The organism is Actinoplanes couchii (genome assembly GCF_016862075.1).
Taxonomy (GTDB): domain Bacteria; phylum Actinomycetota; class Actinomycetes; order Mycobacteriales; family Micromonosporaceae; genus Actinoplanes; species Actinoplanes couchii.
The window spans coordinates 75327-87461 of the sequence record NZ_BOMG01000051.1 but is presented as its reverse complement, the minus strand read 5'-3'; the positions used below and the strand labels follow the sequence as shown (position 1 = coordinate 87461).

The 12135-nt window shown below is 72.0% G+C and carries 13 protein-coding genes; 7 read left to right on the top strand and 6 right to left on the bottom strand.

All coding sequences use genetic code 11. The features are described 5' to 3' along the window. The first annotated feature begins 20 nt into the window (after positions 1–20). On the top strand, positions 21–611 hold the full coding sequence (locus Aco03nite_RS19690) for a DUF4291 domain-containing protein (RefSeq protein WP_203796835.1): 591 nt from the start codon (positions 21–23) through the stop codon (positions 609–611). A gap of 450 nt (positions 612–1061) precedes the next feature. Here Aco03nite_RS19690 and Aco03nite_RS19685 read toward each other — a convergent pair whose 3' ends face one another. Then, a complete protein-coding gene (locus tag Aco03nite_RS19685; RefSeq protein ID WP_203796834.1) occupies positions 1062–1958 on the bottom strand; it encodes an iron-sulfur binding domain-containing protein in 897 nt (298 codons plus the stop codon). Positions 1959–2169: 211 nt separating this feature from the next. Between Aco03nite_RS19685 and Aco03nite_RS19680 the strand changes: the two genes are divergently transcribed. Both Aco03nite_RS19680 and Aco03nite_RS19675 read left to right on the top strand, forming a co-directional pair. Next, positions 2170–2922 carry an adhesin gene (locus tag Aco03nite_RS19680; protein WP_203796833.1) on the top strand — a complete coding sequence of 251 codons (753 nt, stop codon included), beginning with the start codon at positions 2170–2172 and terminating at the stop codon, positions 2920–2922. Between the two features lies 1 nt (position 2923). Continuing rightward, the gene (locus tag Aco03nite_RS19675) at positions 2924–3433 is read left to right on the top strand and encodes a 2'-5' RNA ligase family protein (RefSeq protein WP_203796832.1); all 510 of its coding nucleotides are present in this window, start codon (positions 2924–2926) and stop codon (positions 3431–3433) included. Positions 3434–3953: 520 nt separating this feature from the next. Here the strand turns inward: Aco03nite_RS19675 and Aco03nite_RS19670 are convergent. Continuing rightward, positions 3954–4520 carry a helix-turn-helix domain-containing protein gene (locus Aco03nite_RS19670; protein ID WP_203796831.1) on the bottom strand — a complete coding sequence of 189 codons (567 nt, stop codon included), beginning with the start codon at positions 4518–4520 and terminating at the stop codon, positions 3954–3956. Positions 4521–4585: 65 nt separating this feature from the next. Between Aco03nite_RS19670 and Aco03nite_RS19665 the strand changes: the two genes are divergently transcribed. Next, positions 4586–5341 (top strand): SAM-dependent methyltransferase, encoded by a 756-nt coding sequence (locus tag Aco03nite_RS19665; RefSeq protein ID WP_203796830.1) that lies wholly within the window; start codon positions 4586–4588, stop codon positions 5339–5341. Beyond that, positions 5338–5826, top strand: coding sequence for a DinB family protein (locus Aco03nite_RS19660; protein WP_203796829.1), 489 nt, complete (start codon positions 5338–5340; stop codon positions 5824–5826). The genes Aco03nite_RS19665 and Aco03nite_RS19660 overlap by 4 nt, the downstream gene beginning before the upstream one ends. Here Aco03nite_RS19660 and disA read toward each other — a convergent pair. The 4 genes from disA to Aco03nite_RS19640 form a co-directional block, all read right to left on the bottom strand. Continuing rightward, on the bottom strand, positions 5823–6995 hold the full coding sequence (gene disA / locus Aco03nite_RS19655; RefSeq protein ID WP_203796828.1) for a DNA integrity scanning diadenylate cyclase DisA: 1173 nt from the start codon (positions 6993–6995) through the stop codon (positions 5823–5825). The genes Aco03nite_RS19660 and disA overlap by 4 nt on opposite strands. 87 nt (positions 6996–7082) lie before the next feature. After that, positions 7083–8495 (bottom strand): DNA repair protein RadA, encoded by a 1413-nt coding sequence (radA, locus tag Aco03nite_RS19650; protein ID WP_203796827.1) that lies wholly within the window; start codon positions 8493–8495, stop codon positions 7083–7085. Positions 8496–8539: 44 nt separating this feature from the next. Then, positions 8540–9235 (bottom strand): hypothetical protein, encoded by a 696-nt coding sequence (locus Aco03nite_RS19645; RefSeq protein ID WP_203796826.1) that lies wholly within the window; start codon positions 9233–9235, stop codon positions 8540–8542. Between the two features lie 138 nt (positions 9236–9373). Beyond that, positions 9374–10234 (bottom strand): UbiA family prenyltransferase, encoded by an 861-nt coding sequence (locus tag Aco03nite_RS19640; protein WP_373872612.1) that lies wholly within the window; start codon positions 10232–10234, stop codon positions 9374–9376. Between the two features lie 15 nt (positions 10235–10249). Between Aco03nite_RS19640 and Aco03nite_RS19635 the strand changes: the two genes are divergently transcribed. After that, a complete protein-coding gene (locus Aco03nite_RS19635; RefSeq protein ID WP_203796824.1) occupies positions 10250–10990 on the top strand; it encodes a methyltransferase domain-containing protein in 741 nt (246 codons plus the stop codon). After that, complete coding sequence (locus Aco03nite_RS19630; protein WP_203796893.1) at positions 10980–12134, top strand: acyl-CoA dehydrogenase family protein; 1155 nt, start codon at positions 10980–10982, stop codon at positions 12132–12134. The genes Aco03nite_RS19635 and Aco03nite_RS19630 overlap by 11 nt, the downstream gene beginning before the upstream one ends. Position 12135: the final 1 nt, after the last annotated feature.

The window sequence follows — 12135 nt, the reverse complement described above, 5'->3', positions numbered from 1 at the left end:
TGCGGCTGATCATTGCGGGTATGCAACGTCAGATCAGGGCCGTTTTCGACGACGAGACGGTTACCGTCTATCAGGCCTATTCGTCGGCCATCGCGGTGCCGGCGGCCCGGGCGGGGCGGTTTGTGCCACCGTTCAAGGTTGATCGGATGACGTGGATCAAGCCGTCGTTCCTGTGGATGATGTACCGCTGCGGCTGGGCCACCAAGCCGGGCCAGGAGCATGTGCTCGCGGTGTCGATCACCCGGTCCGGGTTCGAGTGGGCGTTGGCCCACTCGGAGCTCAGCCATTACGTGCGGGACGTGCATCCGGATCGGGCGACCTGGCAGCGGCGGCTCAAGCGGGCGCCGGCCCGGGTGCAGTGGGATCCGGAGCGGAGTCTGCGGCTGGGTGAGTTGCCCTACCGATCACTGCAGTTGGGGCTGGGTGGGGCAGCGGTGCCCCGATACGTCGACGAGTGGACCACCGGCATCACCGACGTGACCGGGCTGGTCCGGGAGATCCGTGGCCTGCTGGACACCGGGGACGAAGCCGCCGCGAGCGCCCTGCTGCCGGCCGAGCGGCCCTACCCGCTGCCGGCCGACGTCGCCGAGCATCTGGGAGCCACCGCCTGAGCCCGGGATGGGCGCGGATCGAAGCGGTAAGCCCGGCGTAGGCGCGGTTCGAGGCGGTGCGGATCGAGCGGTGAGTCCCGCATGGGCGCGGTTCGAGGCGGTGCGGATCGAGCGGTGAGCCCGGCATGGGCACGGTTCGAAGCGGTGAACCTGGCGCGGCTACCGACCGAGCCGGTGAGCCCGGCATGGGTGCGGACTGAACCGGTGAGCTGAGGTAGACACGGTTCGAAGCGGTGAGTCGGCGTGGGTGCGGTTCGAAGCGGTGAGCCGGCGTGGGTGCGGACCGAAGTGGTGAGCCCGGCATGGGTGTGGGGCGGGCCGGGGGTTGTTGGGCGAGGTGGGGCCGGATTGCGGTTACCACCGCATCCGGCCCGGCGGTCGCGGGTCGGTCTTGAGTGTCGCCTGCCTTGCGGGACGGGGCGGGGCTTTTGACGGGCGTACAAAAAAGGGTCAGAGGGTTTGGATCTCGCCCTGTGGAGCGTCGCCGGCCAGGACGAAATCGTCGGCGCCCAGGGTTTCGATCAGGCCGTCCTCGACCAGGCCGGCCAGCGCCCGGGCCCGCTGCACCTCGTCCTGCCAGACCATGTCCAGCCGCTGGCGGGGGACCGGGCCGCTGGTGTGCCGGAGCACCTCCAGTAGCAGGCCGCGGACCTGCCGGTCGGTGCCCGCGTAGCGCTGCGGTTTGCGGCTGGGGCCCTCGGGCAGCGGCAGGCCGGTGAGGCGCCACGCGCACACGTCGTGGAACGGGCAGTCCACACATTTGGGTGAGCGCGCGGTGCAGACGATGGCGCCGAGTTCCATGAAGGCGATGCTGGCGCGGGCCGCGGTCGGGGCGTCCGGGGGCAGCAGGGCCTCCATCGCGACCAGGTCGGCGGTGGTGGTCGCCGGGCCGGCGTCGGGTTTGCCTTCGACGGCGCGGCAGACCACCCGTCGCACGTTGGTGTCGACGACCGGGTGCCGCTGGCCGTAGGCGAACGTCGCCACCGCCCGCCCCGTGTAGGTGCCCACTCCCGGCAGGGCGAGCAACTCGTCCAGGTCGGAGGGTACGCGCCCACCGTGCCGTTCGACGATCGCGACCGCGCAGGCGTGCAACCGCATCGCCCGGCGCGGGTAGCCGAGCCGCCCCCACATCCGGATCGCCTCGGACGGCGGATCCTCGGCGAGCGCGGCCGGCTCGGGCCAGCGGGTCATCCAGGAGCGCCAGGCGGGTTCGACGCGCACGACCGGGGTCTGCTGCAGCATCACCTCGCTGACCAGTACTCCCCAGGGGGTGCTGTCCGGCTGCCGCCAGGGCAGATCGCGGGCGTTGGCGTCGTACCAGGTGATGGCTTCGTGGGCGAGAGTCATAGCCTCTTCACTCTAGGGCCTGTGCGAAGTCCGGCCGGGGCGGCGGCATCCGGGCCTGTTCGGAGCCCGGCCGGGGTGGCGGCGGCTCGGTCGAGGGGCAGAAACAGGCCCGAGCGGATCTTTGAATAACGACTGATACCCGAGTTGGTGTCGCATGTCCGGCGTGCCGTGCACATAGCGATGGGCATGCGGGTCTAACGTAAGCGGCATCATGCGTGCGACGGTTGGTCCCCTCCCATCCGCTGTCTACTGGCGGCGGCGTCTGGTCGTGCTGGGCGCGGTGTTGCTCGGCGTCATCGTGCTGTTCGTGTCCTGCTCCGGCGGGGACGATCCGGACCCGAAGAAGACGGCCGGGCAGGACAGCCCGTACCCGACGCCCGCGGCGGGTGATCCGTCGGCCGCGTCGCCGACCCCGTCGTTCGAGGCGAGTGCTCCGGGGGTGGGCCCGGCGCTGCCGGATCCGGCCGACCTGTTGTCGCAGAAGCCCGACGACGAGGAGTTGCCGCCTCCGGCGAACGCTTCGGCTCCCGTGGGTGGCACCGGGACGAACCCGGGGACGAACACCGGCACCACGTGCGCGGACACTGAGATTCAGCTCACACCCGTGCCGGATGACACGTCGCCGCAGAAGGGCGCCCCGACCGACATCCAGATCAAGATTAAGAATGTCGGTGGCCGCGCCTGCAGCCGGGATCTGGGTTCCAGCGCGCAGGAGCTCTACATCGAGCAGGGCGCACAGAAGTTCTGGTCCTCCGACCAGTGCACCACCGCCGCCGACAACGATGTCGTGAGCCTGGCCGCCGGCGCCGAGAAGATCTTCAAGATCACTTGGAACGGCCGTTCGTCCACCCAGTGCGCCGACAACGCCCCGTCCGGCCCGTCCCTGGCGACCGGCCCGTACGCGTTGCGCGCCCGCCTGGACACCAAGGTCAGTGACCCGGTCGTGCTGACCGTAGTCAACTGAGTTGGTAGCCGCGCTCGAGCTCTACCTGGACGTCGACACGACCCGCCGGATCCGGACCCTCTGGCGGGCTCTGGACGCCGAGGGCATTCCGTCGCTGGGTTCACTGCACCAGAAGCATTGCCCGCACATCTCGCTGGCCGCCGCCCACCGCATCGACCCGGAGGCGGTGGTGAAGGCGTTGGACGGTTTCCCGGTGGGCCAGGGTCTGACGGTGGGCATCGACTTCGTAGGCCAGTTCGTCGGCCGGGTCCTGTGGCTGGGCGTGACGATGACCCCGCAGTTGCTGGACCACCACCGCCAGGTCCACGACCGGCTGTCCGCCGGCGGCGTGGAGATCTGGGAACACTACCGCCCGGGCCGCTGGGTGCCACATTGCACGATCTCGCTGCGAGTCCCGAACCCGGTGATGGCCCCCGCGATCCGCCGCTGCCTGGAGTACCTGCCGATCACCGCCACCATCACCGGCGCCGCGGTGGCGGACCACGTCAACGACATCAGTCAATCCCTCTGATTTTGTACGCCAGGGAAAGGCCCTGCCCCGTCCCGCCAGGCAGGCGTCAACCCAGGACCGACCCGCGACCGCCGGGCCGGATGCGGTGGTCACCGTCCACGGTCACGCGGTAGCCGGGGATTCGGCCCGACCCGAGTCCACCCCACCGTCCCGCCCCACCCGCAGGGTTCGCACCTCGGCCCGATTTCACCGTGTTCGGCGATTCCTGCTCCGCGCGCAGCATTTCCCGGCTGAGCCTCCTGCCCGTCTTTACGCCCGCGCCCCACATGGCCTTGCTCCGGGGTCTCCTACCTCGCCGACGCGTGCTGGCCCTGCCCGTCCCGTCTCGCCTTGCGATGTCGTGCCGCCTCGCCTCACACCGTGCCCGTCCGGCCTCGCACCGTGCCGTCCCGCGCTGTTCCGTCCTGCCTTTGCTCTCCCGCACGGCCTCGGCCCGGCTCGCTGCGTGGAGCGGGCCTTTTCCGGGCGGACGCCAGCCTGTCTTGGAGCTGGGGCAGGGATGGATCGTGGCTGAAAGTGGTCAGGGGTGGGTCGGGGACAGGTGGGCTCGTTCGCCCTGTGCGCTGAACAACGTCAGCAGTTCGGCCGGCTGGCTGTCCGCGCTGCCGATCCAGTGCGGCAGACCGGTGTCGAATTCCGCCGCCTCGCCGGGCCCCAGCTCGAACTCCTGGTCGGCGAGCACGAACCGCACCCGGCCGTTGAGGACGTAGAACCACTCGTACCCCTCATGGGTCTGGGGTGTCGTGGTGGACGCCTGCCCGGCCGGTGGATAGATCACCTTGTAGGCCTGGACCCCGCCGGGCCGCCGGGTCAACGGCACCACGATCAGCCCGTGCCGTCGCACCGGGCGCAGATGGATCCGCGGATCACCGGTCGGCGGTGCGGCCACCAGGTCGTCGAGCGGCACCCCGTGTGACCGGGCCAGCGGCAACAGCTGCTCCAGGGTGGGCCGTAGCTTCCCGGTCTCCAGCCGCGACAGTGTGCTCCCGGTCAGCCCGGTCTCGACCGCCAGATCGGCCAGGGTGAGACCACGCGCCTGCCGCAGCGCCCGCAGTCGGGTCCCGACCCCGGCAAGAACATCTTCCATCACCCCATCATGCGGATCCGCAATATTTCTTGCAAGACGGCGAAGTCCCTGGTGATGCTGGTTCCATGAGCACCGAAGCCGAACAGTTCTGGAACGACCTCTACCGCACCAGGGATTCGTGGGGCGGCCGCCCCAACCCGCTCCTCACCGAGATCGTCACCCCACTGACGCCCGGTACCGCCGCAGACCTGGGCTGTGGCCCCGGCGGCGACACGATCTGGCTGGCCCGGCGGGGCTGGCAGGTGACCGCGGTAGACGTCTCCGGCGCCGCAGTGGAGGGCGTGCGGGCACACGCCGCCGCCCAGGGACTGACCGCCGAGACCCCCACCAGCAAGGACCGCACCGGCACCGGCAACCCGAGTGAGGAGCCCGCCAGCCCGGCTCAAAGGAGCGAGGACCGGTCCGACACGGGCAGGCCCGGCGCCCCATCGCCCGGCCGGGTGACCGCCGAACGGCACGACCTGGCCGAAAGCTTCCCGGCGGGAACATTCGACCTGATCTCCGCGCAGTACCTGCACACCCCGATCGGTCTGGACCGGGCCCGGCTGTTCCGGACCGCGGCGCACGCCCTGAACCCCGGCGGCCTGCTGCTGATCGTCGACCACGGTTCCATCGCCCCCTGGTCGTGGAACCAGGACCCGGACACCCACTTCCCGACCCCCGCCGAGACAGCCGCCGAGATCGGCCTGGACCCGGCCCGCTGGCCGGTCCTGCGCGCCGACATGCCACGCCGTCAGGCCACCGGCCCCGGCGGCCGGATCGCCACGGTCACCGACAACGTGCTGCTGATCCAGCGCGCTCCCGAGAAGGAGTCCGCATGACCCGCCGCCGCACCAAGGATCTCGGCCCGTCCTGGACCGCCCCGGGGGAGAAGGCCACCCTGCTCGGCGTCCTCGACCACCTCCGCGAATCGATCATCGGCAAGGTCGACGGTGTCCCCGAGCCACAGATCCGGGCGGGCGGTGTCCCGTCCGGAACCAACCTGCTGGGCCTGATCAAGCACCTGACGTACGTCGAACGCTTCTACTTCCTCAGCGAACCGATCGAGAATCTGCGCGCCACCATGCGCCCGGCCCGGAACGAGACTGCCGAAGACCTGCTGACCCGCTACCGGGAGACGACCGCCCTGGTGAACGCGGTTGTCGACGCGTGCCCCGACCTGGGCGGCCCGGCGCCGAAGGTCCCCGGCCGGGGGCTGGCGCCGACGATGCGCTGGGCGCTGACCCACATGATCGAGGAGACCGCACGGCACGCCGGCCACGCCGACATCATCCGTGAACAGCTCGACGGGCTGACCGGGCGCTAGACGTACCGCTCCAGGATCGACGCCTCGGCCAGCCGGGACAGGCCCTCGCGAACACCACGCGCCCGGGCGTCCCCGACTCCCTCGACGGCCTGCAGATCCTCCACCGTGGCGCCGAGCAGCCGCTGCAGGCTGCCGAAGTGGTCGACCAGCCGGTCGACGATCTGGGCCGGCAGCCGCGGCACCTTGGCGAGCAGCCGGAACCCGCGCGGCGAGACCGCCGAGTCCAGCGAGTCGGAGGCCCCGGGGTAGCCGATCGCTTTCGCCACCGCGACCAGGTCGATCATCTCGGTGGCGGTCAGCAGGTCCAGCTCGACCAGCGCCTCGTCGAGTGTGCGCGCCTTGCGGCCGGTCGGCAGGTAGTCCCGGATGACCAGGGTGCGGTCGGCGTCGACACCGGCCATCAGCTCGTCCAGCTGGAGGGCGAGCAGCCGCCCGTCGGTGCCGAGCTCCACCACGTAGCCGGAGATCTCGTCGGCGATCCGGCGCACCATCTCCAGCCGCTGCACCACGGCCACCGCGTCCCGGACCGTCACCAGGTCCTCGATCTCCAGGGCGGAGAGCGTGCCGGACACCTCGTCCAGGCGCAGCTTGTAACGCTCCAGGGTGGCCAGCGCCTGGTTGGCCCGGGACAGGATGGCGGCCGAGTCGTCGAGGACGTGCCGCTGCCCGTTCACATACAGCCCGATGATGTGCATCGACTGGCTCACCGAGATCACCGGGAAACCGGACTGTTTCGCCACCCGCTCGGCGGTCCGGTGCCGGGTGCCGGACTCCTCGGACGGGATCGACGGGTCCGGCATCAGGTGCACGGCGGCCCGCACTATTCGCGTGCCGTCGCTGGACATCACCACCGCGCCGTCCATCTTGCACAGCTCACGCAGCCGGGTCGCGGAGAACTCCACATCGAGCGGGAACCCGCTGCCGGTGCAGATGGTCTCCACCACCGCGTCGTAGCCGAGCACGATCAGCGCGCCGGTGCGGCCGCGCAGGATGCGCTCCAGGCCGTCGCGCAGCGCTGTACCCGGCGCCATCAGGGCCAGATTGGCACGTAGCGGATCACTCGCGCCGCCGGTCAGGGCCGGGGTCATCGCGCGATGACCCGCGCCGTTGACGCCGGGACGCGGCGTTGAACTGGCGGCGGACTTGGAACCATCGCGGTCGAGCGGCACCCGGACATTCTACGGACTGTCATCCACGCCAACGAGGTATGGCTCAATGAATGCTCCGTAGCGTGATGAAACGTGACGCACCGTCGATCATGACGAGGCCGATGCCCGGGCCGCACTCTGCAGTGCCGCCTGCAGATTGCCCACTTCGACGACCTCCATGCCCTTGGGTGTCCCGTCGGCGCTGTCCGGTCCGCAGCCCGGTGGCACCAGCGCGACCCGGAACCCGAGCCGGGAGGCCTCGGCCAGCCGCCGGCCGACCGCGCCCACCCGGCGGATCTCGCCGGTCAGGCCGACCTCGCCGATCGCCACCAGATGCGGGGCCATCGCCAGATCGAGGCCACCGGACGCCACCGCCAGGGCCATCGCCAGGTCGGCCGACGGCTCGGTCAGCCGGATGCCGCCCACAGTGGCCGCGAACACCTCACGGTTGTAGAGCTTCAACTGTTTGGTACGCCGCTCCAGCACCGCCAGGACCATGGCCAGCCGGGCATGGTCGAGACCGGACACGGTGCGCCGTGGCGAGCCCTGCACCTCCGCCCCGATCAGCGCCTGCACCTCGGTCACCAGCGCCCGCCGGCCCTCCATCGCCACCGTGACACAGGTGCCCGGCACCGGCTCCTGGTAGCGGGTCAGGAACAGCCCGGACGGGTCCGGCAGGCTGGTGATGCCGCCCTCGCCCATCTCGAAACAGCCCACCTCGTCGGCCGCGCCGAACCGGTTCTTCACCCCCCGGACCAGGCGCAACGACGAATGCTTGTCACCCTCGAAGTGCAGCACCACGTCGACCAGGTGCTCCAGCACCCGCGGACCGGCCACCGAACCGTCCTTGGTGACGTGACCGACCAGGACGGTGGCGATGCCCCGCTCCTTGGCGAGCGCGACCAAGGCGGCGGTGACCGCACGGACCTGGGTGACACCGCCGGGCACACCCTCGGTGCCGGGCGCGGAGATGGTCTGCACCGAGTCGAGCACCAGCAGCCCGGGGCGGACCGCGTCCAGATGACCGATCACCGTGCCCAGGTCATTCTCCGAGGCCAGGTAGAGCTTCTCGTGCAGGGCGCCGAGCCGCTCGGCGCGCAACCGCACCTGGCTGACCGACTCCTCACCGCTGACCACCAGCGACGGGGTGCCCGAACCGGCGGCCCACTGCTGGGCCACGTCGAGCAGCAGGGTGGACTTGCCCACCCCCGGCTCACCGGCGAGCAGCACCACCGCGCCGGGCACCAGGCCGCCGCCGAGAACCCGGTCCAGCTCGCTGACACCGGTCGCCACCGCTCGCGCCGGGGCGGCGCTGATCTGTGCGATCGGGCGGGCCGGCTCGGCCGGCATGCGGGAACTGACCACCCGGCCGGACACCGGAACGGTCACCGTGGACTCGATGATCGAGCCCCACTCTCCGCACTCCGGACAGCGGCCCAGCCACTTGGGAGGCTGATGGCCGCATGCGTCACAGACGTATGCGGCCCTGGGTGCCTTGGCGGCGGAACGGGAGGACGTCACCCCGACAAGCTAGCTCGCCGGTACGACAAAGCCGCCCGGACGGGTCAGTGACCGCCCTCGGACTCCTCGGCGATCTCGGCCGAGCCACGCGGCGCCGGGGTCAGCGGCGAGGCGACCGGGGCCTCCAGGTCCAGCGCGGCGTCGCCGTTGCTGAACTCGAAGGTCAGGCCGACGGCCATGCCCGGCTTGAGCTCCTCGCGGAGACCGAGGATCTGCAGCTGGGCGGCGTCGGTCGGCCGGTACAGCGCGGAGCCCTGCGGGGCGAGCTTGATCGTGGCGAGTTTCACCGAGGCGGCCGGGGTGCCGGTGACGGCACCCGTGCTCGCGCCGGTGCTGGCACCTGGCTCGGCGGACGCGGCGCCGGTCGACGCGCTGACCTGACCGGGCGTCGTCACGGTCGCGGTGCTCACGAAACCGACCTGCGTGCCGGCGACGACCTGGGGCCGCTCCACCGACGACGGGCTGATCGTGACGGTGACCGCCTCGTTGCTCTGGTTGTAGAGGCTGACCTCGAACGGCGCGGCCTCGCCGGAGGCGTAGCCCTCGACCCCGTTGTACTCCACCTGCAGGTTGCGGACGAGCACGCTGCCGTTCTCGGACTGGGCGTTGACGCCGGCGATCGGCGTGTCCAGGATGGCGGTTTCGGCGACCTGACCGGCCGAGCATCCGCCCAGAGCCAGGGCAGCGACCGTGGCGGCACCCGCGACCAGTGCGGCGCGACGGGTTCCCAGCGAGCGCATCACGATCCTCCAAATAGAGACACCAAGGTGTTAGATCAGCCTAGTGGGCGCCGATCGGCCGCGTGCGGGGACCCATCCATCAGGCCCGGATCGCCTCCGCCCGCCTCCTGCGGAGCCCCCGCCGGACCGGTGCCGGGATCAGGTCACCCGGCCGCTGACGACCAGCAGGATCACGTCGATCAGGGCCACCACGATGACCGCCCGGAAGAGCGCGACCGGCCGGCCCTCGGTGCGCCGGGCGGCGTACCAGCCGATCGGAAGGACCACGACGGCGGCCGCGCCCGCCGCCAGACCCGGCCACGACGGCGGCCCGGGCGGCCCGAGCACCAGCGTGACCGTCGCGCCCAGCAGGAGCGCCGCCGCGGCCAGCTGGGAACCGGCGGACCCGATCCGGTGCGGCAGCCCGCGCACCCCGGTCGCCGCGTCGTCGGCCAGGTCCGGCAGCACGTTGGCGAAGTGGGCGCCACCGCCGAGCAGCGCCCCGGCCGCCACCAGCCAGACCGGCGGCGCCGGGTGGGCGGGCAGCGCGAGCACCACAAAGGCGGGCAGAAGACCGAAACTGATCAGGTACGGCACGACCGAGAACGCGGTGTTCTTCAGCGGCCAGTCGTAGAGCAGGGCGGACCCGAGCGCCACCGAGATCGCCACCGTGGCCGGCAGCCCCAGCGGCAGCGCGAGCAACGGCACGGCCAGCGCCGCGAGCACCCCGGCCACCCCGACCGCCCGCGCCGGGATCGCGCCCGAGGTGATCGGCTTGTCCCGGCGGCCACTGGCCCGGTCCCGGTCGGCGTCCAGCCGGTCGTTGACCCAGCCGACCGCGAGTTGACTGGCCGCCACCGCCGCCGCGACCGCCGCGAGCCGCCACCCGCGGTGCCCCACTCCGGCGGCCAGCAGCGTGATGGCCAGGGTGACCGCGGCACCCGGCTCCGGATGTGACGATCTGAGCAGCGCGAGAGCACGGGACATGCCTCGCAAGTGTGGCCGCTTCGCGGAATCCATGCCAGTGTCGATCGCATGCGATCGATGGCGCGTAACGATCCACGCCAGTACGACGACCTCGCCGCCGCATGGTGGCGCCCCGCCGGGCCGTTCGCGCTCCTGCACTGGCTGGCCGCCGCCCGGGCCGCCCTGATCCCACCCGCCACGGCCGCCGGCCGGATCCTGGTCGACGCCGGCTGCGGTGGCGGCCTGCTCGCCCCGCACGTGCGTGCCAAGGGCTACCGGCACATCGGCGTCGACCTGCGCCGGTCCGGTCTGCGGGTGGCCGGCCCGCGCGGCGTGACCCCGGTGAACGGCGACGTGACCGCGCTGCCGCTCGCCGCCCGCAGCGCCGACGTGGTGGTGGCCGGCGAGATCCTGGAGCACGTCACCGACCTGCCCGGGACGGTCGCCGAACTGTGCCGGGTGCTGCGTCCCGGCGGTCTGGTGGTGCTCGACACGGTCAACGACACCGCCGTCAGCCGCCTGATCACGGTGACCCTGGGCGAGCGCCTCGGTATCGCCCCGGCCGGGCTGCACGATCCGGCGCTGTTCGTCGCACCGCGGACGCTGGTGGCCGAGTTCGCCCGGCACGACGTGGCCCTGACGGTCCGCGGTGTCCGCCCCAGCCTGCCCGGCCTGTTCCGCTGGCTGGTCCTGCGCCGGGCGGTGTCCGGCCGCGGCATCCTGCCGACCTTCTCCACCGCGATCCTCTACCAGGGGACCGGCCGGCATTCCGGAGCGTTCCCGACGGGGGTCAGCCGTGCTGCTGCCTGAGGCCCGACGGCTGGCCCCGCGGTTCGCCGCCCGGGCCGGCGCCTCCGACCGGGACGGCACCTTCCCCGCCGACGACTTCGCCGAACTCCGGGCCGCCGGATTCTTCGGCCTGCTGGTCCCGGCCCGGCTGGGCGGTTCGGGTGCGGGTTTTGGTGAGTACGCCGAGATCGCCTACGAGCTGGCCCGCGGCAACGGCGCCACCGCCCTGATCTTCAACATGCACGCGTCGGTGACCGGCGCCCTCGGCGGGATCACCGACGAGTTGGCCGAGGCGCTCGGACTGCCCGCGGAGGCGCTCGCCGCCCGGGACGGATTCCTCCGGGCCGCCGCCGAGGGCTCCTGGTACGCGGTGGCGATGAGCGAACGGGGCGCCGGCTCCCGGCTGTCCCGGATGGCCACCACCTACGAGCCGGTCGACGGCGGCTACCGGATCAGCGGCGCCAAGACGTTCTGCTCCGGGGCCGGGCACGCCGACGGCTATCTGGTCGCGGCCCGCAGCACCGACGATCCCGGGCGGGTGTCCCAGTTCCTGGTGCCCGCCGGTGACGGCCTGAAGGTGGAACCCACCTGGGACGCGCTCGGCATGCGCGCCACCGGATCACACGACCTGCACGTGGACGTCACGGTCCCGGCGACCGCGCTGCTCGGCGGCCTGGAGGGGCTGGCCCTGGTGGCGGCCCAGCTCGCGCCGCACTGGATGGTGGCCAGTTACGCCGCCGTCTACGTGGGGGTGGCCCGGGCCGCGGTGGACGCCGCGATCGAGCACGTCAACAACCGTGGCCTGGGCGGGCTCCCGGCGGTACGGGCCCGGATCGGCCGGGCCGACGCCGCCGTGTCGGCTGCCCACCTCACCGTCCGGGAGGCGGCCCGCCGGGTCGACGAGGCGCCCGGCGAGGCGGAGACGAACCGCTGGGTGTGGCGGGCCAAACTGCTGGCCGGCACCACCGCGGCGGAGGTGGCCGCATCGATGCTGGAGGCGGCCGGCACGTCCGCGATGCGGCGCGGTCATCCGCTGGAACGGCTCTACCGGGACGCCCGGGCCGGCTCGCTGCAACCCGCCACCAGCGACGTCTGCGCCGACTGGCTCGGTGTGGAGGCACTCGGCGGAGACCCGGACACCGACGGTGTGGCGCCCCGGTGGTGAC

Bases quoted from the DNA above. Each gene is read 5' to 3' on its own strand.
- Aco03nite_RS19690 (WP_203796835.1), top strand. From the start codon at position 21: ATGCAACGTCAGATCAGGGCCGTTTTCGACGACGAGACGGTTACCGTC.
- Aco03nite_RS19685 (WP_203796834.1), bottom strand. From the start codon at position 1,958: ATGACTCTCGCCCACGAAGCCATCACCTGGTACGACGCCAACGCCCGC.
- Aco03nite_RS19680 (WP_203796833.1), top strand. From the start codon at position 2,170: ATGCGTGCGACGGTTGGTCCCCTCCCATCCGCTGTCTACTGGCGGCGG.
- Aco03nite_RS19670 (WP_203796831.1), bottom strand. From the start codon at position 4,520: ATGGAAGATGTTCTTGCCGGGGTCGGGACCCGACTGCGGGCGCTGCGG.
- Aco03nite_RS19665 (WP_203796830.1), top strand. From the start codon at position 4,586: ATGAGCACCGAAGCCGAACAGTTCTGGAACGACCTCTACCGCACCAGG.
- Aco03nite_RS19660 (WP_203796829.1), top strand. From the start codon at position 5,338: ATGACCCGCCGCCGCACCAAGGATCTCGGCCCGTCCTGGACCGCCCCG.
- Aco03nite_RS19645 (WP_203796826.1), bottom strand. From the start codon at position 9,235: ATGCGCTCGCTGGGAACCCGTCGCGCCGCACTGGTCGCGGGTGCCGCC.
- Aco03nite_RS19640 (WP_373872612.1), bottom strand. From the start codon at position 10,234: ATGGATTCCGCGAAGCGGCCACACTTGCGAGGCATGTCCCGTGCTCTC.
- Aco03nite_RS19635 (WP_203796824.1), top strand. From the start codon at position 10,250: ATGCGATCGATGGCGCGTAACGATCCACGCCAGTACGACGACCTCGCC.